We start from the raw sequence: 19,880 nt of genomic DNA, 5'->3' as shown, positions 1-19,880 counted from the left end.
CGACGTAGCGTACGACGTCGCAGCTGCTCCGACAACCGTCCGGTGTCCGAGAACCGAGCCGCTCACGCCGTGCGGATCCACTGCGGCTACGACTGTGTGAGCGGGTCATCGTAAAGGCGCTGGTACGGCGCGTTGAGTGGCGAAGGGGCCCGCGACCAGGTGCACGGGCCCCTGGTTCAGCCGGCCGCCGGGGCCGGCTTCCGCTCCGGCTCCGGGGCCAAGAACAGATCGGGCCGGTCGCGCTTGAAGGCCGCTGCCGCTTCCTCCACGTCCGGCAGCGTGACGCCCGGCACGCCGAACCCGCGCAGCAGGGTGCTGCAGTACTCGCGGGACAGCTGTGCTGGGTTCCAGCGGCCGTCGGCTTTCACCCACTGGTAGGTGTGATTGTGCAGATTGAGGAATTGCAGGGTGGCCAGGCCGGGGTCCACCGCGCGGAAGCTGCCCCCCTCCACGGCCTCCGTGAGCAGTTCCCTGACCAGCTGTTCGAACTCGGCGCGTTGGCTGAGCAGCGTGTGCAGAGAGTCGCCGGTCAGGCTGCGGTAGTCGTGTTCGTAGACCCAGATGTGGTCGAGTCTGCGGAAGATGATCGTCAGCAGCGATTCCGACAGGAGTCGTAGGCGCACCAGCGCATCCATGTCCAGAGCCGCGATCTGCCGGGCCCGGGCCAGCAATGGGGCCATCACTCGGGACTGGATCTCGATCAGCAGGTTTTCCTTCGCACCGATGTAGTAGTAGAGCGCCCCCTTGGCAAGCCCGGCCGCGCGGCCGAGATCGTTGACCGAGGTTGCCGCGTACCCCTGGCGGGCGAACAACTCGGCGGCGGAATCGATGATCTTCTGACGTTTGACCTCATAGTCCGGTCCGTGGCCCGGTGGACGTGGCATCGGTTGTCTCCCCGCATGTGGCATCAATGTGCCTTGTGGTGACATGCCCCTCACCCGCATCTGGACGTAGTGGATCCGTCCAGGGGGAAGCGGGCTCGGGGCAAGGGTTTCGGTTGTGGTTGAACTGGTTTGTTGGACCGAACGGTACATTGAAAGTGTGGCCCGGGGGAGTGCGGCCGGGCTTGCGCGCTGGTCGACTCGTGGTGACCTGTCGTTGTTCGCGCCGCTTCTGACGTGTCGAAGGACGGTGGTCCGAACTGTCTCCCGCGGCCCTGGTGATCAGGTTCTCGGGGCCTCGGGCCCTTGACGGCCGGGTCAGCGTGTGGTGATCCGGTGGGGAACCCCCTGGCCGAGGTGCTCGGCGTCTCACGGATGGACTCGACGTTCGCCTTGAGGTCGGCCTGTCCCCTCGGATCCGATCGGTGGAGTTGGTCAGCGGAGTCGGTCGACCGCCTGCTGATGTGCCGTCAGTGGGGCCGCCCCGTCGGCGTTTCCGGGCGCGGTCCGAGTCGACCGCTTGCCGGAGAAGCGTTGCAGGCGCTCCCGCTTCTCCCGTGGTTCCTGGGGTGGAGTCGTGGCTGCGACTCTCGGGGAGTGGGTCGGCGCCAGATGGGGTCCGCGCCGATGTCGGCCTTCAGTGGCTTTGTCTGGCCCGCGAGACCCTCCTCGCGATTTCACCCGTGCTTTCTCGCTTGAGCCTTGATTTATGTAGTGGTCACCGGTCGATCGAATGCCGAGGTCAGGGTGGAGCAAGGTCGTGGTCAACGAGCTTCTTCAGTCACCCTCCGGCGGGTGAGGTTGCCGAGCGTGTTGATGAGGCTACCCGGCAAGGGCGGTTTTGCTGGGCCAAGCCGCCGTCGCAACGTCACACCTGATCGGTGGCCAATCTGAAGAAGCTCAATGAGTGTGAATTTCGCCAAAGCGATTGATTGTACCGACCGACTGTTTTAACTTTCTCTTGGGAACGTGAAGCAGCGCAACGGGAGTTACTCATGAACGACAAGGGCGTCGAGGAAACCACCGACCTGCGGGCCGCCGGATGGAAGGCGCTGAGAGCCGCTCTGCCGGATGTGTATCCCGATGGTGAGGTTGAACTGAGGGACGGCCGCCTCGGGGAGGAACTCGTCGACATCGGGCTCGTCAACGTCTGGGGCGGACTGTGGGGCCGTGACGGGCTTGCTCCTCGTGATCGCAGTCTGGTCACGCTCGGACTCCTCATCGCTCTCGGCGCGGAGACCGAGATCAGGACTCACGTCCGTATCGCCGTCACCAACGGACTGACCGAGGACGAGATCGCCGAGGTCATCTACCACTCCGCCGGCTACACAGGTTTCCCCCGAGCGGTCGCCGCCCGTACCGCCGCCCGCGAGGCGCTGGAGGGGTGACCTCTGCAAGGGCCGGCTCCCGGCTGGGACCTCGCATCGAGCACAGCCAGGAGCGCGCATGTCACCGCAGGGAAAGGTCGCGGTCGTCACCGGTCGTGCCCCAGGGGATCGGACGCGGTAATCGCCTCCGTGCTCGCCGCCAAGGAGGCGGCCGAGGCGGTCTGGGACCTGAACTCCGAGGGCGCGGGGAAGACCGCGGCGGAGATCCAGGCCGCGGGTGGTACCGCCATACCGGTGGCCGGCGACGCCGCCGACGCGGCTGGTGCGCCGCCTCTGCGGCCCGGACCCGTGAGGAGTTCGGACCGACCGGTCACGATCCTCGTCAACAACGCAGGCATCACCGCCTACGAACCCTTCACCGGCATCGGCACCGGCATCGGCGAGGCAAGCTGGGACCGCATCATCGGGATCAACCTCGAGGTCCCCTACCTCGTCACCCAGGCCCTTGGGCCCGACAGGCTCGCCGCGGGCTGGAGCCGGATCATCAATATCGCCTCCTCATCGGCCCAGACCGGCGCACCGGCGATGGCGCACTACGCAGCCTCCAGGGGCGGAGTCATCGGCCTCACCAGGGCGCTGGCGGTCGGGTGAGCGGCGTCCGGCCCCCAACGGTGATGTACTCCCCGCCGACGCGGTGGTCGTGTGCATCGGTGCGCTCCCGGCCACCGGTCTGCTGGAGGGGAGCCGGCCGACCCTCGACAACGGCGTGGCGTGTGACTCGCGTTGCCGGGCGGCCGGCGGCATCTACGCCGTGGGCGGCATCGCCCCCTGCCAAGCCAAACTCCAAGCGCACGGTTTCGTGCCCGCCGACGCCGAAGCAGACGTCGTCGAGGGCGATGTGACAGCCCGTCGCTTCGCCATCCGCTATCGCAGCGACAGCCGGGGCACCGGCGTACTCGGCCGGAACATGCCCCAGCAGACCCGGCCGCGCCGACAGGAGATCGTCGACGCCACCGCTGCCCCCACTGACTGATCAGGAGCCCCCATGGAGGTCATCGCGAACCCCATAGAGGAATGACGTACCCCCCCCACTTTCCCCATCCCCCATTGACCTTCTTCAGCCACCCCTCCGGCGGGTGAGGTTGCCGAGCAGGGCAGTTGCTGCCCTTGCTGGGCCAAGCCGCCGTCGCAACGCCACTCGACCGGTGGCCACCCCGAAGAAGCTCAATCATCCCCGTCTGGAGATAACACCATGTCAGAGTCAGCCACTCGTCCCGCCGCCGATGAGCAGATCTACCACTACCAGGACGACCGGGATCCCAAGTGCCCGTTCGCTCCGCCGCCCGGGCTGCGTGCTCTCAACGAGCAGGGTCCGGTGTCCCGTGCCCGGATCTGGGACGGTACGACCCCGTGGCTCGTCACCGGCCATGCCGCCCAGCGCGCCATCCTGTCCGACCCCCGGGTGAGTTCGGACGACAAGCGGGCCGGATTCCCGCTGCCCAACCAGGCGATGGCCGAGAACGTCCAGCATTTCCCGCTGACCATCTTCAATGCCGACGGCGCCGACCACACGCGGATCCGCCGGATGATGACGCGTCCCTTCACCCGGCCCCGGATGGAGGCGCTGCGACCGGAGATCCAGAGGTTCACCGACGACCTCATCGACAAGATGCTGGCTGGTCCCAAGCCGGTCGATTTGATGACGGCGCTGTCGCTGCCGCTGCCCTCGCTGATGATCTGCGCGCTGCTCGGAGTGCCGTACGAGGACCACGAGTTCTTCCAGGAGCACGCCTCGTTCGCCACCCGGAGCGACAAGACCGCGGAGGACGACCGGCGGGCGAACGAGGCGCTGGGCGGCTACCTCGCCGGACTGCTCCAGAAGAAGATGCAGGAGCCTGCCGAGGACGTCCTGTCGGACTTCGCCGGGCGCGTCAAGGACGGAGACCTCACCCTTCCCGAGGCGACTCTGCTCTCCATGATTCTGCTGATCGCCGGCCACGAGACCAGCGCGAACATGATCACGCTCGGTACCGCTCTCCTCCTGGAGAATCCCGAACAACTGGCGCGGCTCCGACAGATCGAGGACACTCGGCAAGCTGCGAACGCGGTCGAGGAGATCCTGCGCTACATCACCGTCGCGACCTTCGGGCAGCGACGCATCGCCGCCGAGGACTTCGAGTTCGAGGGTGTGCAGATCAAGAACGGCGACGGCATCGTCGTACCGCTGCCCGCCGGCAACTGGGACCCGGAGGCGTTCCCCGAGCCTGAGAAGCTCGACCTCGAGCGCAAGGCGAGCCAGCACCACGCCTTCGGCTGGGGAATCCACCAGTGCCTGGGCCAGCAGCTTGCCCGGATCGAGCTCCAGGTCGTCTTCGGCACGCTCTACCGCCGCATCCCGACCCTCCGGCTCGCGGTCGACCGCGACCAGCTCGACTTCCGTCCCGCTGACGCGCTCGCATACGGCATATCGGAGCTGCCGGTCACCTGGTAGGGCGTCCCCCCCGAGTCCTCGATCAACCGGTCCCGCCTACCTGGGCGGGACCGGCACCGGCGGATCCGGCTCTGTCGGTGAGTCACTCGTGATCGGCACTGTGCTCATTCCCGGCACCAAGGCCCTCAAGCTGGTCACCACCAACAAGCTGGTCTCCCGGATGAAGCCGAGAAATGCCCTGCATCGCGAACTTGTCGTCGGGGAACAACGGCTGGGCGGAGGCGCTGCGCCGCGACGCCGCGCCTCCGCCCAGGGGCTCAACACCCATGACGGCAAGGCCGTTTACAAGGAAGTCGCCGAGGCACACGGCCTGGAGCAGGTTGAGATCGCCCGTCACCGGGAACGGGAGCGCCGCCCCGCTTTGTCCGAGTGGAGGATCGAGTGCCGCGTCACGCCGTGCACGCTGCCGCGAAGGCCGTCAGTTCGTGGGCGACATCCGGGCCACTGGGGGTGTAGATGATCTCCCGGAATCCGTCCGCGGCCAGCCGGTCAAGACGACGACGAATGCTCCGTGCGTCATCGACCATGGTGGTGCGATCGACATGGGGCAACAGTCTGCGGTCACGGGGCGTCAGGTGCGTGACGTGACCTTCATAGGCCGACGGCAGTCTTCCCTCGTCCGGAGTGAGCGATTCGAGTTCGATCCGCCACTCCCGGCCGCCGGGCAAGGCGTCCACCGCGTCCGCGCCACCGTAGGCGTAGGCGTTGTGCCAATCGACGACTCGCCATGGCCCGATCGCGTCGAGTGCACGGTCACTGTCTGGAGCCTCACCCGCTTCCAGCACTGTGCCGGACACCATGGTCGCAGTGGGAAGCTCGGGGTGGACGGGGCCGATGATTCCGTCCGCTATCTCGTTCGCCAGCTTGGCGCCGCGAGGCCCGAACGCACTCAGCCAGAGCGGAACGTTCATCGGACGCGGCTGCGACAGTCCCTCCAGGTGCAGCATGCGAACGGACTTGCCTTGGACGACGGCGGTTTCTCCTGCGAGCAGTCGGCGTAGAGCACGCATGTAGTCCGCCAGTTCGCTCAGCCGCATGGGCGGTTGTCCTACGGTGAGGCGAGCCGTGAAACCAGTACCAAAACAAGGCCGGAATCGGCCGTTTGAGAGACGAGTCAGCGTAGCGATCGCTGACGCCATCGCCATGACCTCGCGTTGCGCCGGGACAAGGACAGACGCGCCCAGACCAATATGATGGGTGCGTTCGGCGGCGAGTGCCAAGTGGACGAACGGATCTTCCCACAATGCGGCGGAATCGTAGATCCAAGCCCGGGTATAGCCAAGCTGTTCGGCCAGCACGACGAGATCGGCGAACTGAGGGCCCGGGGGCAATCCGCATGACAATTCAAACTCATTCATGGGGCAGCTCGAAGCCGCTCAGCAGCACGGCATGTGACTGAGCGGCAGCGTGGCGCAGGGGCTTCGCCCGTGCATAGGCTTCCGAGTCGTACCAGGTCCGGGCCGCCTCGACGGACTCGAATTCAAGAATGACGGTGCGGTTGCCGTGCCACTCGCCCTCCAGAACCGCAGGCTGATCATCGACGACCAGCACCCTGGCCTCGCTCTCAGCCATCGAAGGGGCGGCTGCTTTGCTGTAGGCGTCCATTGTGGCCTGATCGGTGATGAGTTCAGTCACGACGACATATCCCTTGGGCACGGCGACTCTCCTTTGACCAGTGGATGCGGGTTTCCTCCACCACGCCGGAGAAGCCCGCGCGTCGGCGCCACAAGCACCAGGAAACCATCAGCCATGCAGATGGACCTGGGCTCGAAATCCGTGACGCCCTATGGATTCAGGAAACCATCACAGAAGTATCCTGTACCGACCGGTCACACTATTATTGAGGAGCTTGCTAGTCAAGAGAGGGGGTACTGAAAAGTGCCCGGTGTGGGCGGCTGCTCACTCTGCCTGCTTGACTTGACTTCGATTCTCCAGCGGTCTTGAGTGAATGAGCACTTTCAGCGCTACCACGCCAGGGTGACGATCGCTGCGGCGATTGGCGCCCTTCGATCCGGACTGCACCGGGCTCTGCGGAAGTTCCGTGAGGACTCCACTCGGGCGACTCCCCGCTCGACCGGCGCCGGCGCCCTGGACACCGCCTGGTTGACGGTCTCTTCGCTGAGCGACAGCTCGCCTCCAGCGGGCCGTCTGGCCGACATGGCCACCCACGTGCCGCCACCCATGTAGGAGGGATCGGCCAGGATCTGCACCACCTGCCGCTCGCAGATCCGGATAATCCGGTGGGTGCGGGCCGAGGTCAGTTCGCGGCAGCTCCCCGCCACGGCCGACGAGAGCCACAGCACCTCGCCCCGAGGATCGGTGACCATCTGAACGTTCACTCCATATCGGCGGTGCTTGGCCGAGTAGTCGGCCCGGTCCTCGCCGAGGCGGTCGCACTTGATCAGGATGCCGTCGAGCAGGACGAACTCGGGGTCCGCCTCGCGCGGAGCGCGCAACAGGCCCGACGCGCGGGCGGCCAGGAGATCGATGACCGCGCTGGTGCAGGCACGGGCAGCGCCGGCCGAGATGCTGAACTCTGCGGCGATCTGCGTGGGGACCCCGCGCATGGGTCGGGTAGAAGCTGCGCCATGCATCTGTGATGTGTCATGTTCTGCCGCAGTGACCCGGTCGGCAGAGCTGGCGTGGCCTCCCGGCAGTCACCTGGAACTCGTCAGATTCTCGTTTCCGCAACCCACTTCGATGCCTGGGCGTCAAACTCCATGACGGACGGTTGTTGATCACCTGGGAGAGCACATGGCGAAGAAGGACCAGACGACGGACGCGGCGAGGGAGAAGGACCGCGAAAAGTGGATGGCGCGTTTGCAGGTACGGCTGGTCATGCAGCCGGGTGTGGACCGGGCGGTCATACTCCAGGCGGTCAAGGAAGTCACGGCGCACTGCGCCGAAACGGGAGAGCACCCACGGACTGCCTTCGGCGACCCCGACGCCTACGCCGTGGAGGCTGCCGCGCGCCTGGTACCGGCGGACAAGGCGGCACGCGCGAGGCGGCACAACGCGGCGATGGACAGGCTCGAGTCCGTGCTCAAGAAGGCCGGGGACATCGCCGGTCTGTGACAGGTTGGAGCGGCTTCCGCCTTGGTCGGGCGCACGGGTGCTGACACAGCCTCTGCTCGCCGGGGCTGCTGCGCAGTGCAGACGACTGGCGGAGTGCCGGAGCTCGTGACGCCGATGCTGCTTTGCGCACTGCTGGTGACAAGTGACAGACACCGCGCCTCCCCGGCGACAACCATCGTGCCTCACCAGGGCGAAGCCGCAGCTCGGCCGACGTGAAGGTGACACCTGCCATGCTGCGGCTCATCAACGTGACTGAGCCCTTCAGTCGGAGACTGAGAGCCTTGCTTGGAAGGCCACTTGGTTCGGATAACCGGTAATGGCCCGACACCCGCTACGACGTGGGCAAGACCGTGAAACGGCCCGGGAGCATCACTGGACCAAACCGACTCGGACCAGTGGGCGCGGCCGGCGTGACCACAGCGGACGGGAGGAAGGCGGCGGCGAGGCGCAGGACGGCCTTCAGCGTGGAATGACGACCCATCAGTAGAACGGTCTGAGGACGAAACCACACTGTTTACAGACGCGCCGGGCGGGGTGCGGCCCGTGGCGGAATGCTGATCCACCCGGGCGGGTGGATCAGTCGTACCGGGAAAAGGCTTCCGCGGGACGCCTGGGATGTCCCGCCCGACGTCCGTGGTGTCCCGCCCGACGTGTCAGGCGTGCTGCCATGTGTCGCTGAAGGTGCTGCCCGAGATGGTGCCCGGCTGTGCCCTGACCGTGCCGCCGCTGCCGACCATGACGATCCGGTTCGGGGACACGCTGCCGAGGGTGCTGAGGTTGGTCGTGCAGTCCTTGAAGTTCACGGTGCCGAAGTCGGCCAGGTCGGTGGTCGTGCCACCGAACGGGGACTCCCCGACGATGACCTCGGCGGAGGTCATGACGGGGCCGGAGGGGCGAGGGCTCCGGGCGGTTTTTGTCCAGCCCTGGGTGGAGTCCATGAGCGTCATCACGACGGAGCTGCTGCCGGCGTAGGACACCGTGGCGGTGATCTGGTCGCCGGGCCGGACCGGGTCCGAGTACCTGGCCGGGGCCGCGGGGTACGCCTCCCACCAGGCGCTGTAGGTGGGCACGCCGTTGATGCAGTCGGCCTCGGTGCCGGTGTGTTCCAGCACGAAGGTGCTGTAGCCGTCGACGCCGGCCCAGAAGGAGGAGTAACTGTTGGTCGAGCCGCAGGTGACCGCCGGCTGGATCCAGGTGGCGGACACCGCGGCGTAGTCGCCCACGGAGCCGGATGCCGCGTAACCGGACCAGTTGGAGGAGTAGACATCGGCGGCGGAATCCGGTGACGCGGCGACCGCCGGGCCGGTGAGCGCGCCGGCCGTGATGACGGCCGAGGCTATGGCGAAGACACGGGCTGGAACTCTCGCGGGCATGACGACTCCGTCTGGAAAAGTCCGTTGGTCAAAAGGGGTGGGAGAGGGGTGGGAGACGCGCGGGACGGGCGGCGCCGGTGATGGTGACGTACTCGCCGGCGCCGTCGTGAGCGCTCAGAGTGAGAGGTCAGGGTGACCGGTCAGGGTGGGCGGTCAGATCGCGGCTTTCGCCGTCACGAACTGCGCAGGTTCCAGAGGTGGTCGTCCCAACCGTTGTTGCCCCAGGAGGAGTTGTAGCAGGGGTAGACGGTGAGACTGGTGTTGTTGGCCAGGTCGGAACCGTCACTCGCCCAGCCGCTGACATCGAGGCAGAGGCCGTCCTGGTAGTTGACGACCTGGTAGTCGCCCTTCGCGTCGACGTCGTTGAGCCACCACTCCTGGTTGTCGCGGGACGGGTCGGAGGCACAGCCGAAGATGCTGACGGCCGAACTGGTGGGGGCCGCACCGTACCCGGGCAGGTCGAGGCACAGGTTGCTCTTGGTGTTGACGAACTCGAAGAGGCTCAACGAGCCGACCGTGCGCGTCGGCACCATGCTCCACCGCTGGTTGTCCGCGTCGGTGTAGTCGCAGTTGTACTGGGTGACCCCCGTGTTGGCCGGAGCCGGGCCGTAGCCGGGCAGGTCCGCGCACTTGCCGGTCCACTGGTTGTACAGGTTCACCGGACCGCTCGCCGCGTCGGCCGAACTGAGCGTGGACGCCTGGGAGTCGGCGGCGGCGATGGCCGTGGTCCCCGGCGCGAGGAGCGCTCCCGCCGCGATGGCGACCGCGACCGCGACGCGTTTGATCCGCTGACCTCGTGTGGTTGAGGTGGTCGATCCGTGCTGCTGGGTGCGAGTCCGCATGGCTCTCCGTTCTTGGCGTCAGATGTGCACCGGCATCGGTCCCGCGTGGCACCTTCCCGCACTTGACCAGGAGGAGCGGCTGCTTGACCGCGTACAGCGAAACATCGATGCGGACAGGGTCACCAGGAAGAACGACGGGACGGACCACCGGAAGATCTACCGGAACGAACCGGCGGCGCGGTGCGGAGCCCCCAGCTCGGCGGGGACGCTCACGCGAAGGTCACCTCCGCTGTGGCGTGCTGTTCCTCCCGGTGCTCGCCGCAGCCGGTAGGACAGGGAACGAACCCGGGATCCCGGCGAGTGGCGGCGAGGCAGTTCGAACATGAGCAGGGCAAGCAGAGGGCCGTGGACGACGAGTCCGGGGTAGCCCTCCCCGTCCCGGGCGTGCGGAGTGTCGTAGTGGATGCGGTGAGCGTTGGCGGTGAGGGCGCTGAAGCGGAACAACAGCGCGGGGTCCGGTCGCAGCGGAAGCCGCCAGACGTCGGTGGACCGGGGGACGGCGGAGTCGTCGGGAGCCACCGCGGGCTGTCCGGAGCCGCCGCCGGACCGGTAGACGATGTGCTGCTCCTCCACGACGCAGACGCGACCGCGAGCGTCTGGGCCTGCCCATCCCCATGCCCGGTGAACCAGGCGGCTCCGACGAGCCGTCTGCCGCAACACGCCCAGCCGTCGCCAGAATGGTCGCCGCCCGCATCCTCACCGCCGGCACACGCATCGTGCTCACCGACCGCTCCATCGACCACTGGGCCACCATCGACGAAGACGGCGGCATCGTCCTCACCGCAACCGGCGGCACCCCCCTATGGCCGGGCCGACGAAACAGGCGGGCCGTCGCCCGCGGCACCAAGACCTGCCAAGGCATGAACGAATGGCACGTCGAAGACGAGGCGGGGGCGCGCATCAGCCTGCAAGCCCTGCAAGCCCTGCGCGATCGCGCGGTGGCCTCCGGCGACCTGCAGCAGCACCCCGGACAAACGGTCTTGATCGTCGGGGGGCGAGCACCGCGGCTCGCCCCCGAACTGGCCGGGGCGAGCAGCCTCGGCACTCGCCACGGACTCGGGTTCTTCAGCGGATGATCGAGGTCAGTACGTCCACGCCGAGGTGCATGAGGCAGTCGGTGTCGAGCCGGTGGTAGATCTGTCGGCCGTCCCTGCGGGAGGTGAGCAGGCCGGCTTCGCGCAGTCGTCCGAGGTGGCGGGAGACCTGCGGCAGGGTCATTCCCGTGCGTACGGACAGGTCCGACGTGGTGATCGGTTCGTTCACCAGATGTCGGCAGAGTTCCAGTCGCGCGGGTTCGGAGAGGATCGCCAGCCGGAGCCGTACCTGTGCCAGTGTGGCCCGTTCCACCGGATTCGTGCTGTCCGTCCGTTCGACGGGAAAGTGCACGACGACGGGATAGGGCGGATCGTCCTTGACGATCAGGTGTGGGCGGGCGTGCGCGGACGGCACCAGCAGACAGCGACGGCCGCGCAGGTCGGCTCTCAGCGACTGGAGTTTGTCGAAGACGACAGCGGGCGGGTTCTGCCCGACGACGGCGTTCGGGCTGAGTGAGGCGAGAGCCTCGGGCAGCGGCAGCGCCTGGATGCGGGCCCGTACGCGGGTGCATTCGCTCTCCAGCCGGTGCTGCACCCGTGCCCATTCGGCGTCGAAGAACTCGGCGGCGCAGCGCCGCAGCAGTTCCAGCAGCCCGGCGCGCATCTGCTCCGGGGTCTGGAGCAGCCTGCGGGCCAGTTCGCCCCGGCTGAAGGAGCGCCGTTCGCTGGAGAGGACGTAGGCGCTGCGGACGGTTTCGTCGGTGAGCAGATCGCGGGTGTCGAAGACACCGCCGTGGACGCCGGGCGCGACGACGGTCACGAACTCGTCCAAGGGCAGCGCCTCGAGGCGGCCGAGTTCCTGCTCCAGTGTTCTTCCCAGGGGCAGTGCCAGCGGCAGCAGGGCCCGGCAGCGCCGCCGGTTCCACAGTGGTGCGTAGACCGCGAGCAGGCTCTTGGACTCCGGGGACAGCTCGGCGCTCACGCGTTCCAGCCATGGGCGTACGTCGAGGTGGTGCTCGGGCTCGGCGATGGAGTGCAGGCACGCCATCAGCTCGGCCATCGGTGAGAGCCCCACCGCGACATCCGCCGGGACGACGCCCTGCAAGGTGATGACCACGGCCATGCCCCGCAGCGTACAGCCGATGCTTACCGCGCCCGCGGTAAGCATCGGCGCCACGGCAGACCGGCAGACCTAGGCTGCGTCCAATTCCGCTCCGAGCAGCGAGAGGCTCCGGCCGATGCACCTGTTTCTGCAAACGTTCTTCGACCCCGACGAACTGTTCAAGGCGTTCCCCGTCCTGCTGACCGAGGGCCTGCGCAACACCCTGCTGATCGCCTCGCTGGCGATCGTCATGGGCGTCGTCCTGGGAGTGCTCCTCGCGATGCTGCTGCTGTCGCACCGCCGGTTCGTGAGGCTGCCCGCCCGCCTCTACATCGACATCTTCCGCGGTCTGCCCGCGATCGTGACCGTCAGCCTGGTCGGCCTGGGCTTGCCGGCGGCCGGGATCCGCCCCTTCGGGCGGGAACCGCTGGGCTACGCGGTGCTCGCCATCGGCCTCATATCGGCGGCCTACCTGGCGGAGATCTTCCGGTCCGGCATCCAGGCCGTGCCGCCCGGGCAGTTGAGCGCGGCGCGCAGCCTCGGCATGTCCTATCTGACCGCGATGCGGGTGATCGTCGTTCCGCAGGGCGTACGCAACGTACTGCCCGCGCTGGCGGGCCAGTTCATCATCGACATCAAGGAGAGCGCCCTGGTGTATCTGCTCGGGCTCGGTGTCGGGCAGCGCGAGCTCTACTTCATCGCGCAGGAGCGCCAGGCCGCGACGTACAACTCCTCCGCCCTCGTGGCCGCCGGTGCCTGCTACCTGCTGCTCACGATCCCGCTCACCTATCTCGTGAACCGGCTCGACCTGCGCCTGCGGACCGGCGGCCGCAAGCCGAAAAGGCCTGCGGCCGGCCCCACGCCGACCGCGGTTCCGCCCGTCCCGTCCGTGCTGGAGGCCTGAGCGATGTCCGACATCCTGTCCCAGAAGAATGCCCTCGCCCTCGACACCGGTACGGGCCCTGTGGCGGCGGTCGGCGTCCGTGCCCTGCACAAGAGCTACGGCGATGTGGAGGTGCTGCGTGGCGTGGACCTCGATGTGGCGGCGGGCGAGACCGTGTGCGTCATCGGCCGGTCGGGTTCCGGGAAGTCCACCCTCCTGAAGTGTATGAACCTGCTGGAGCCGCCGACGGCCGGCGAGATACGCCTGGGCGGCGACCTGATCACCGGCCCCGGGGTGGATGTCGACGCGGTGCGCACCCGGGTGGGCATGGTCTTCCAGCACTTCAACCTGTTCCCGCACCTGAGCGTGCTGCACAACGTGACCGTGGCTCTGCGCAAGGTCCTGAAGATGGACCGGGCCGCTGCTGACGAGACCGCCATGTCCCAGCTGCGTCGGCTCGGCCTGGCCGACCTGGCGCAGTCCCGGCCGAGTCAGCTCTCCGGCGGCCAGCAGCAGCGCGTGGCGATCGCCCGGGCGCTGGCGATGAAGCCTGAGGTCATGCTGTTCGACGAGGCCACATCGGCGCTGGACCCCGAGCTCGTCAAGGACGTACTCGACGTCATGCGGCTGCTCGCCGACTCCGGTATGACGATGATCGCCGTCACGCACGAGATCGGCTTCGCCCGTGAGGTCGCCGACCGGGTGGTCTTCATGGACGAGGGCCGCGTCGCCGAGTCGGGCCCGGCCCGCCCGACGCTGGAACACCCCGAGACGGCACGGCTGCGCGAGTTCCTCGCCCGGGTGCTCTGACGGCGCACGCTCCGCGGCCGCACTCTCCCCTCCTCACCATCGAATCGCTCAAGGAGTTCGCCATGCCTACCGCACCCCTTTCCTCCCGTTCTGCTACGAGACCTCGCCGCTCGCTTCTGGCCATCGCCCTGTCCGGCCTCGTGCTGGCAGGCTGCGGGAGCGGTACCGGCACATCCGGGGACGACAACCCGTACGGTCTGATCGAGGCCGGCACCATCAGATCCGCCACGCAGACGGGCCAGCCGCCCTTCGCGTACGCCGAGGACTCCGGCAAGCCGGCCGGTTTCATCATCGACGTGACCGACGAAGCCGCCAAGCGCCTCGGCCTCAAGGTCGACTACAAGGCCACGACCGTCACCGGATCGCTGACGGGGCTGACCGCGGGCCAGTTCGACCTGGCCTCCTCCGGTCTCGGCGTGACCGCCGAACGGCAGAAGAGCGTCAGCTTCACCAAGCCCCTGTTCTGGAGCACCGTCGTCGTCCTGACCGCCAAGTCGAGCAAGATCTCGACCTTCGACGGCTTCAACGGCAAGCGCGTCGGAGTCGTCACCGGTTCCTCGCAGGAGGCGCAGCTGCCGGTGAAGATCCCCAAGGCGGACCCGGTCCGCTTCCAGACCCAGAACGCCGCGGTGAGCCAACTCCTCAACGGCCAGATCGACGCCTTCCTGGTGGGCGGCCCGGACGCGACGGAGTTCATGAAGCAGTACTCCGGCCTGCGGCAGGCGGCCTCCGCACCGGTGGACCACCCGACCTCGATGGCCGTGCCCAAGAACCACACGGCCTTCCTCAAGGCTCTCGACAAGGAGATCGCCTCGATGGTGAAGGACGGCACCTACGCCAAGCTCTACCGCAAGTACTTCAGCACCCAGCCGGAGCCTGAACTCATCGCCGCGTGGCCCGCGCTCGCCGCCCAGTTCCCCGGAGCCAAGTGATGCCGGAGACCGAGAACGAATGGCGGCGGGTGTCCTTGCCCGGCGGCCGCTCCTGCTGGCGGAGCGTACTGCGGATACCGGCCCGGGACGGCGTCCTGCTCATCGCGGACGTCTACGCGGACCGTCCCGATCCCGGCCCGGGTCCGGTCCTGATGGAGCGCACACCATACGGCCGCCGGGAGGCGAGGGGTTCCGACGGCGCCCTCGGGGGCGAGAACCCGCCCGCGCCTCAGACCGTGGCGGAGGTGTTCACCCGGGGCGGCTACCGCGTCGTACGGCAGGACTGCCGGGGCCGCGGCGACTCCGAGGGCACCTTCGTCAAGTACCTCAACGAGGCCACCGACGGCTACGACACCGTCGAGTGGATCGCCGAACAGCCCTGGTGCGACGGCAGGGTGGCGACCATGGGCGTCTCCTACTCCGCGCACGCCCAGGCCGCTCTCGCCTCGCTCGGAACACCGCACCTGGCCGCGATGTTCCTCGACTCCGGCGGCTTCGCCAGCGCCTACGAGGCGGGCACCCGCATGGGCGGAGCGTTCGAACTCAAGCAGGCCACCTGGGCGTTCCACCGGGCCAAGCTGAGCGAGACCGTACGGGCCGACCCGACCCTGCGCGCCACCCTGGACTCGGAGGACCTGGCCGCCTGGTTCACGCGCATGCCGTGGCGGCGCGGGGCGAGCCCGCTCCGGTTCGTGCCGGAGTACGAGGACTACCTGCTGGAGCAGTGGGAGAACGGCGCGTTCGGCCCGTACTGGCAGCAGCCCGGCATCTACGCCCGCGGCTACTACGACGCCTTCCCGGACGTCCCCAGCCTGCACATGTCCAGCTGGTACGACCCCTACATCCGCACGGCCACGGAGAACTTCCGCGAACTGGGCCGCAAGAAGACCAGCCCCGCCTACCTGGTCCTCGGTCCGTGGACCCACGGCAGGCGCAGCGACTCCTTCGCCGGTGACGTCGACTTCGGGCCGGACGCCCGCCTGGACGGCAGCCTCGCCGGGAACTACGCGGCCATGCGGCTGAGTTGGTTCGACGCCCACCTCGCCCCGGACGGCATGACGGAACCGCCGCCTCCCGTCAGGTACTTCCTCATGGGCGGCGGCTCCGGCCGACGCACCGCCGAGGGACGGCTCGACCACGGCGGTCACTGGTGCACCGCGGCCTCCTGGCCGCCGGAGGAGACCCGGATCGTCACCTTCGCACTGGGCGCCGCGGGAACCCTCTCGGAGGGGGCACCCGAGAGCTCCCCGTCCTCCATGCCCTCCCCGTTCTCCCCGTTCTCCCCGTCCTCCCGGTCCTTCCTGGAGTACGACTTCGACCCCCGCGATCCTGTGCCGACCCTCGGCGGTCAAGTCACCTCCGGTGAGCCGGTGATGAGCGGGGGCGCCTTCCACCAGCACCCCGACGCACGGTTCTTCGGCGCCACCGAGCCCCATCTGCCCCTCGACAGCAGGCCCGACGTGCTGGTCTTCCAGACCCCACCGCTCACCGAGGACCTCGCCGTCGCCGGCCCCGTCAGCGTGCGCCTCACGATCTCCTCCAGCGCCCCGGACACCGACTTCACGATCAAACTCGTCGACGTCCATCCGCCGAGCGCCGACTATCCGCAGGGCTTCGCGATGAACCTCACCGACGGCATCCTGCGCTGCCGCTACCGCGACTCCTTCAGCGATCCCGAGCCGATGGTGCCGGGCGAGACGTACGAGATCACCGTCGAGGCGCCGGACACCGCGAACCTGTTCCTCGCCGGGCACCGGATCCGGCTCGACGTCAGTTCCAGCAACTTCCCCCGCTTCGACGTCAATTCCAACACCGGCGGCACGGAGGTCGGCGAGCGGCGCAAGGTCGTCGCGACCAACCGGGTCCATATGGGCGGCCGTTCCTGGCTGACTCTGCCGGTCCTCGGCGGGAAAGGCACCCCGCATGCATGACGGAACGCTGTCCGCCAGTTGGCGGGACGCGGGCGTCCGCGACGGCTTCACCCTGGCCGCGGTCGGCGACCTGGTCCTCGACGACGCGCTCGCTCCGCTCCTCGAAACCCGCTCGCCCCGCATGCTGCAACTGCTGCGCTCCGCCGACGTGACCTTCGGAAACTTCGAGAGCACCGCCGTCGACCCGACCGCATTCGGCGGCTGGCCGGAGGCCGAGTCCGGCGGCTCGTGGCTGATCAGCACCCCGCGAGTGCCCGCCGACCTGCGCCGGATCGGCTTCGACATGGTGTCCCGGGCCAACAACCACACCACCGACTGGGGCGTGGCAGGCATGCGCGCCACCGACCGGCTGCTCACCGAGGCCGGCATCGTGCACGCCGGCACCGGCGACAACCTTGCCGACGCCCGTGCCCCCCGGTTCCTGACCACCCCGGCCGGCCGCGTCTCGCTGGTCTCCGTCGCCTCCCGCTTCGAGGCCATGTCCCGCGCCGCCGACCCGCTGGGCCGGGTTCCGGGCCGCCCCGGCGTCAACGCCCTGCGCACCACACGGTACGTCGCCGTCCCCGCCGGGCGGCTGCGCGAACTCGCCCTGATCCGCGACGCGTTGCCGCCCGGTTCCGTACGCGCCTCCGTACTGGAGGCGGACCGCCGAGACGACACGGTCACGCTCTTCGGTACCCGCTACACGGCCAAACCCGGCCCGGGCCCCCACCCCGACGACGTCGAATTCCGCTTCACCGTCCACGAGTCGGACCGCCGCGAGGTGCTGCGCGCCGTCCGGCAGGCCAAGCAGACCTCCGACTTCACGATCGCGACCATGCACACCCACGAACCCGGCAACTACAGCCAGGACCCGCCCGACTTCCTCCCCCTCATCGCCCGCGAGGCCATCGATAACGGCGCCGACGCGTTCATCGGCCACGGCCCGCACCAATTGCGCGGCATCGAGGTCTACCGAGGCCGCCCGATCTTCTACTCCCTCGGCAACTTCTTCTTCATGGAGAACACCCAACAGCCACTCACCCCGGGCGCCTACGACAAGGACGCCCCCCACCCTGGCGAGACCGAGGCCGAGTTCCTGGAACGCAAACGCGTTCACGGCGTCTTCGGCGAGCAGATCTGGTACGAGTCCGTCATCGCACTCAGCCAGTACGACAGCCGCGGCACCCTGCATGCCGTCGAACTGCACCCCGCCGAACTGCACTGGGAGGGCCCGCGTGACGCCGACCGCGGAATTCCCCGACTGGCCGACCCGCCCGTCGCGGACCGGATTCTCCAGCGTCTGCAGCGGCTCTCGAAACCGTTCGGAACCGAGATCACGATCAAGGAGGGGATCGGCCACCTCAGCCTCTGACCGCCTGCGCGTGGCACGGCGGCCTGGGTACGGGACCGCACCGCTGACGTTCATAGCGTCATGGGCGGACCGGGATCGCTGATAGCAATCGCACACGGTCCTCATTCTCTACCGGGGCGTGGGGCGCGTGGGGCGTGGTGGTGGGCCGGTGTGGCTGGGCGGATGAGGATGCGCCTGCCCGGGTGAATGTCGGCTCGGCCGGCCCTGCGGGCACCCCCGTCTGTGACCTCGGTGGGGAAGGGTCCCCCTGTCCGGCGAGCGCGAACGCGAGTGTACGGCTGGGATGTCGGCGGGCGTTTCGCGGCGGATCGGCACCGGCACGGTCCGGAGCTCGCGGATCGCTGTGCAACGCCCGTGCACCCGACGGCAGTCGAGCGTGACGTGTCCGTGACGGCGCGGTCACGGGGGTGCTGGCACCTTCGGGTGACGGGCCGAGGGAGGGACCAGTGCGGTGGCGAACTACCAGTCGATCGGATCAGTGGCCGAGGCGGTCGCGCGGCTGCTGCGGCAGGCGTGGCAGCCGGCACTGCTGGGCGGCATCGAGCCGCGGTTCGAGGTGTACCAGGGCAAGGACTTCTCCACACCGATGGCGCAGGGTGTGTCGGTGTTCGTGTACCAGGTGAACGTCGACCAGGTGCAGCGCACGCTGCCGTCGGCCGAGCCGGACCACCGGCGGCCGTTGCCCGTGCGGGTGTCGTTCCTGCTCACCGCGTGGGGGCAGGACGCGTCCACCGAGCACGATCTGCTCGGGTGGGCGATGCGGGCGATCGCCGACAACCCCGTGCTGTCGTCCGGCTTCCTCAACGCCGCCGCGCCGGGCGTGTTCCGGGCCGCGGAGACCGTCGAGCTGGTCCCGATGGAGTTGAGCAACAACGACGTCTTCCTGCTCTGGCAGGTCCTGCCGGGCAGCCTCCAGTTGTCCGTGCCGTACATCGCGCGGGTCGTCCGCGTCGAGTCCGATCTCGTCGATGCGCAGGGCGCACCCGTCCAGGTGCGCGAGCTGTCCGTGGCGACGGCGGCCGGCTGATGGGCGTCCTCGGCGAACGCGAGCGGACGGGGTACCGCGCCCCGCTGGCGCTGCGCTGCTTCGACGCGGTCAGTGCGGCCGCTGTCGGCGACGGCCTGAGCGCGGTGGCGTGGCGGGGGAGCGACCCGGCGACGACGTACCCCGCGGTCCCGTCGCCGGTGTCGAGCCTGCTGGGCTTCGGCGGGCTGCCGGGGCAACGCCCGTACGAGCGGGCCTTCTCCACCGGCGGCGCCCCCCTGGACTGGCCCGCCCCGGCCGCGCCCGAGCCGTTCACCGTCCGGGTGACCGACCACGGGCGCCGCTATCTGCCGGTCACGCTGCTGGCCCAGGTGCCGGTGGGCGCGCCCGTCGAGGTACCGCTGTACTCGGCGCCGGGGCGTTCGGCGCCGTCCGGCTGGGCGGTCGTACGGGGCGAACTACGGGCTGCCGACCGGAGCGCGGTCGCCTGGGCCGTGGTCGAGGTGGCCGCCGACACGGTCCCGTACACCACCGTCAGCGACGCCCACGGCAGGTTCCTGCTCTACCTCCCCTACCCCGAGGCCCTGCCGGCCCTGCCCGGCGCACCGTCGGCCGGCGGCGGCCTCGGCGCGGTCACCTGGCCGCTCACCATCGGGGTCCGCAGCGCGCCGGGCACGCTGCGGACCCCGGCGGCGGCGCCGGCGGCGCCACCCGGGCCGCCCTACCTGGACTCGATCCTCGGCCAGACGGCCGCGGGGATCGACCTGGGCGGCGGGCCGAGGCCGACCGTCACCGCGACGCTCGTGTTCGGCGCCCCGCTGGTGCTGCCGATCACGGTGGTGCCCGCATGACCCCCGCC

General features: G+C 68.8%; 20 protein-coding genes and 2 pseudogenes. 14 read left to right on the top strand and 8 right to left on the bottom strand.

The window, feature by feature from the left end:
• Positions 1 to 176: 176 nt before the first annotated feature.
• The gene (locus AB0D85_RS41410) at positions 177 to 884 is read right to left on the bottom strand and encodes a TetR/AcrR family transcriptional regulator (RefSeq protein WP_362332641.1); all 708 of its coding nucleotides are present in this window, start codon (positions 882 to 884) and stop codon (positions 177 to 179) included.
• A gap of 992 nt (positions 885 to 1,876) precedes the next feature.
• On the opposite strand from AB0D85_RS41410, the gene AB0D85_RS41405 reads away from it, so the two are divergent.
• The 5 genes and pseudogenes from AB0D85_RS41405 to AB0D85_RS41385 all read left to right on the top strand — a co-directional run.
• Positions 1,877 to 2,269 carry a carboxymuconolactone decarboxylase family protein gene (locus tag AB0D85_RS41405; RefSeq protein WP_362332638.1) on the top strand — a complete coding sequence of 131 codons (393 nt, stop codon included), beginning with the start codon at positions 1,877 to 1,879 and terminating at the stop codon, positions 2,267 to 2,269.
• Between the two features lie 129 nt (positions 2,270 to 2,398).
• On the top strand, positions 2,399 to 2,860 hold the full coding sequence (locus AB0D85_RS41400; protein ID WP_362332635.1) for an SDR family NAD(P)-dependent oxidoreductase: 462 nt from the start codon (positions 2,399 to 2,401) through the stop codon (positions 2,858 to 2,860).
• Positions 2,861 to 2,909: 49 nt separating this feature from the next.
• The gene (locus AB0D85_RS41395; RefSeq protein WP_362332632.1) at positions 2,910 to 3,242 is read left to right on the top strand and encodes a hypothetical protein; all 333 of its coding nucleotides are present in this window, start codon (positions 2,910 to 2,912) and stop codon (positions 3,240 to 3,242) included.
• A gap of 219 nt (positions 3,243 to 3,461) precedes the next feature.
• Positions 3,462 to 4,700 (top strand): cytochrome P450, encoded by a 1,239-nt coding sequence (locus tag AB0D85_RS41390; protein WP_362332629.1) that lies wholly within the window; start codon positions 3,462 to 3,464, stop codon positions 4,698 to 4,700.
• 85 nt (positions 4,701 to 4,785) lie between these two features.
• Positions 4,786 to 5,028: pseudogene (locus tag AB0D85_RS41385) on the top strand (alanine dehydrogenase); the annotation flags it as partial.
• A 61-nt stretch (positions 5,029 to 5,089) separates the two neighbouring features.
• Here AB0D85_RS41385 and AB0D85_RS41380 read toward each other — a convergent pair.
• The 3 genes and pseudogenes from AB0D85_RS41380 to AB0D85_RS41370 all read right to left on the bottom strand — a co-directional run.
• Positions 5,090 to 6,058 carry an LLM class flavin-dependent oxidoreductase gene (locus AB0D85_RS41380; protein WP_362332626.1) on the bottom strand — a complete coding sequence of 323 codons (969 nt, stop codon included), beginning with the start codon at positions 6,056 to 6,058 and terminating at the stop codon, positions 5,090 to 5,092.
• Entirely contained in the window at positions 6,051 to 6,356 is a 306-nt protein-coding gene (locus tag AB0D85_RS41375; RefSeq protein ID WP_362332622.1) for a DUF1330 domain-containing protein, read from the bottom strand. The genes AB0D85_RS41380 and AB0D85_RS41375 overlap by 8 nt, the downstream gene beginning before the upstream one ends.
• Before the next feature lie 308 nt (positions 6,357 to 6,664).
• Positions 6,665 to 7,249, bottom strand: a pseudogene (locus tag AB0D85_RS41370) (transposase family protein); the annotation flags it as partial.
• A gap of 205 nt (positions 7,250 to 7,454) precedes the next feature.
• On the opposite strand from AB0D85_RS41370, the gene AB0D85_RS41365 reads away from it, so the two are divergent.
• On the top strand, positions 7,455 to 7,775 hold the full coding sequence (locus tag AB0D85_RS41365) for a hypothetical protein (protein ID WP_362332619.1): 321 nt from the start codon (positions 7,455 to 7,457) through the stop codon (positions 7,773 to 7,775).
• Between the two features lie 653 nt (positions 7,776 to 8,428).
• Here the strand turns inward: AB0D85_RS41365 and AB0D85_RS41360 are convergent.
• From AB0D85_RS41360 to AB0D85_RS41350, 3 genes are all read right to left on the bottom strand, one after another.
• Positions 8,429 to 9,148, bottom strand: a complete 720-nt coding sequence (locus tag AB0D85_RS41360; RefSeq protein ID WP_362332616.1) for a G1 family glutamic endopeptidase — start codon at positions 9,146 to 9,148, stop codon at positions 8,429 to 8,431.
• A gap of 173 nt (positions 9,149 to 9,321) precedes the next feature.
• Positions 9,322 to 9,990 carry an RICIN domain-containing protein gene (locus AB0D85_RS41355; protein ID WP_362332613.1) on the bottom strand — a complete coding sequence of 223 codons (669 nt, stop codon included), beginning with the start codon at positions 9,988 to 9,990 and terminating at the stop codon, positions 9,322 to 9,324.
• Between the two features lie 156 nt (positions 9,991 to 10,146).
• On the bottom strand, positions 10,147 to 10,563 hold the full coding sequence (locus tag AB0D85_RS41350) for a hypothetical protein (protein WP_362332610.1): 417 nt from the start codon (positions 10,561 to 10,563) through the stop codon (positions 10,147 to 10,149).
• A 104-nt stretch (positions 10,564 to 10,667) separates the two neighbouring features.
• Here AB0D85_RS41350 and AB0D85_RS41345 point away from each other — a divergent pair, with 104 nt between their 5' ends.
• Positions 10,668 to 11,066: a hypothetical protein gene (locus AB0D85_RS41345; RefSeq protein WP_362332607.1), complete on the top strand. Its 399-nt coding sequence runs from the start codon at positions 10,668 to 10,670 to the stop codon at positions 11,064 to 11,066.
• Here the strand turns inward: AB0D85_RS41345 and AB0D85_RS41340 are convergent.
• Positions 11,056 to 12,147, bottom strand: a complete 1,092-nt coding sequence (locus AB0D85_RS41340; protein WP_362332604.1) for a DUF5937 family protein — start codon at positions 12,145 to 12,147, stop codon at positions 11,056 to 11,058. The genes AB0D85_RS41345 and AB0D85_RS41340 overlap by 11 nt on opposite strands.
• A gap of 115 nt (positions 12,148 to 12,262) precedes the next feature.
• On the opposite strand from AB0D85_RS41340, the gene AB0D85_RS41335 reads away from it, so the two are divergent.
• From AB0D85_RS41335 to AB0D85_RS41305, 7 genes are all read left to right on the top strand, one after another.
• Positions 12,263 to 13,030 (top strand): amino acid ABC transporter permease, encoded by a 768-nt coding sequence (locus tag AB0D85_RS41335; protein ID WP_362332601.1) that lies wholly within the window; start codon positions 12,263 to 12,265, stop codon positions 13,028 to 13,030.
• A 3-nt stretch (positions 13,031 to 13,033) separates the two neighbouring features.
• Positions 13,034 to 13,819, top strand: coding sequence for an amino acid ABC transporter ATP-binding protein (locus AB0D85_RS41330; protein WP_362332599.1), 786 nt, complete (start codon positions 13,034 to 13,036; stop codon positions 13,817 to 13,819).
• Positions 13,820 to 13,881: 62 nt separating this feature from the next.
• A complete protein-coding gene (locus AB0D85_RS41325) occupies positions 13,882 to 14,751 on the top strand; it encodes a transporter substrate-binding domain-containing protein (RefSeq protein WP_362332596.1) in 870 nt (289 codons plus the stop codon).
• Positions 14,751 to 16,682, top strand: coding sequence for a CocE/NonD family hydrolase (locus tag AB0D85_RS41320; protein WP_362332594.1), 1,932 nt, complete (start codon positions 14,751 to 14,753; stop codon positions 16,680 to 16,682). Before AB0D85_RS41325 ends, AB0D85_RS41320 begins: the two co-directional genes overlap by 1 nt.
• Positions 16,675 to 18,036, top strand: a complete 1,362-nt coding sequence (locus AB0D85_RS41315) for a CapA family protein (RefSeq protein ID WP_362332591.1) — start codon at positions 16,675 to 16,677, stop codon at positions 18,034 to 18,036. Before AB0D85_RS41320 ends, AB0D85_RS41315 begins: the two co-directional genes overlap by 8 nt.
• A gap of 451 nt (positions 18,037 to 18,487) precedes the next feature.
• On the top strand, positions 18,488 to 19,063 hold the full coding sequence (locus tag AB0D85_RS41310; RefSeq protein ID WP_362332587.1) for a DUF4255 domain-containing protein: 576 nt from the start codon (positions 18,488 to 18,490) through the stop codon (positions 19,061 to 19,063).
• Complete coding sequence (locus AB0D85_RS41305) at positions 19,063 to 19,872, top strand: hypothetical protein (protein WP_362332585.1); 810 nt, start codon at positions 19,063 to 19,065, stop codon at positions 19,870 to 19,872. The genes AB0D85_RS41310 and AB0D85_RS41305 overlap by 1 nt, the downstream gene beginning before the upstream one ends.
• Positions 19,873 to 19,880 lie beyond the last annotated feature (8 nt).

The sequence above is a fragment of the Streptomyces sp. NPDC048277 genome, assembly GCF_040652235.1.
Taxonomy (GTDB): domain Bacteria; phylum Actinomycetota; class Actinomycetes; order Streptomycetales; family Streptomycetaceae; genus Streptomyces.
This window is presented reverse-complemented; position numbering and strand designations above follow the sequence as displayed.

Bases quoted from the DNA above. Each gene is read 5' to 3' on its own strand.
- AB0D85_RS41410 (WP_362332641.1), bottom strand. From the start codon at position 884: ATGCCACGTCCACCGGGCCACGGACCGGACTATGAGGTCAAACGTCAG.
- AB0D85_RS41405 (WP_362332638.1), top strand. From the start codon at position 1,877: ATGAACGACAAGGGCGTCGAGGAAACCACCGACCTGCGGGCCGCCGGA.
- AB0D85_RS41390 (WP_362332629.1), top strand. From the start codon at position 3,462: ATGTCAGAGTCAGCCACTCGTCCCGCCGCCGATGAGCAGATCTACCAC.
- AB0D85_RS41380 (WP_362332626.1), bottom strand. From the start codon at position 6,058: ATGAATGAGTTTGAATTGTCATGCGGATTGCCCCCGGGCCCTCAGTTC.
- AB0D85_RS41365 (WP_362332619.1), top strand. From the start codon at position 7,455: ATGGCGAAGAAGGACCAGACGACGGACGCGGCGAGGGAGAAGGACCGC.
- AB0D85_RS41360 (WP_362332616.1), bottom strand. From the start codon at position 9,148: ATGCCCGCGAGAGTTCCAGCCCGTGTCTTCGCCATAGCCTCGGCCGTC.
- AB0D85_RS41355 (WP_362332613.1), bottom strand. From the start codon at position 9,990: ATGCGGACTCGCACCCAGCAGCACGGATCGACCACCTCAACCACACGA.
- AB0D85_RS41345 (WP_362332607.1), top strand. From the start codon at position 10,668: ATGGTCGCCGCCCGCATCCTCACCGCCGGCACACGCATCGTGCTCACC.
- AB0D85_RS41340 (WP_362332604.1), bottom strand. From the start codon at position 12,147: ATGGCCGTGGTCATCACCTTGCAGGGCGTCGTCCCGGCGGATGTCGCG.
- AB0D85_RS41335 (WP_362332601.1), top strand. From the start codon at position 12,263: ATGCACCTGTTTCTGCAAACGTTCTTCGACCCCGACGAACTGTTCAAG.
- AB0D85_RS41330 (WP_362332599.1), top strand. From the start codon at position 13,034: ATGTCCGACATCCTGTCCCAGAAGAATGCCCTCGCCCTCGACACCGGT.
- AB0D85_RS41325 (WP_362332596.1), top strand. From the start codon at position 13,882: ATGCCTACCGCACCCCTTTCCTCCCGTTCTGCTACGAGACCTCGCCGC.
- AB0D85_RS41320 (WP_362332594.1), top strand. From the start codon at position 14,751: ATGCCGGAGACCGAGAACGAATGGCGGCGGGTGTCCTTGCCCGGCGGC.
- AB0D85_RS41315 (WP_362332591.1), top strand. From the start codon at position 16,675: ATGCATGACGGAACGCTGTCCGCCAGTTGGCGGGACGCGGGCGTCCGC.
- AB0D85_RS41305 (WP_362332585.1), top strand. From the start codon at position 19,063: ATGGGCGTCCTCGGCGAACGCGAGCGGACGGGGTACCGCGCCCCGCTG.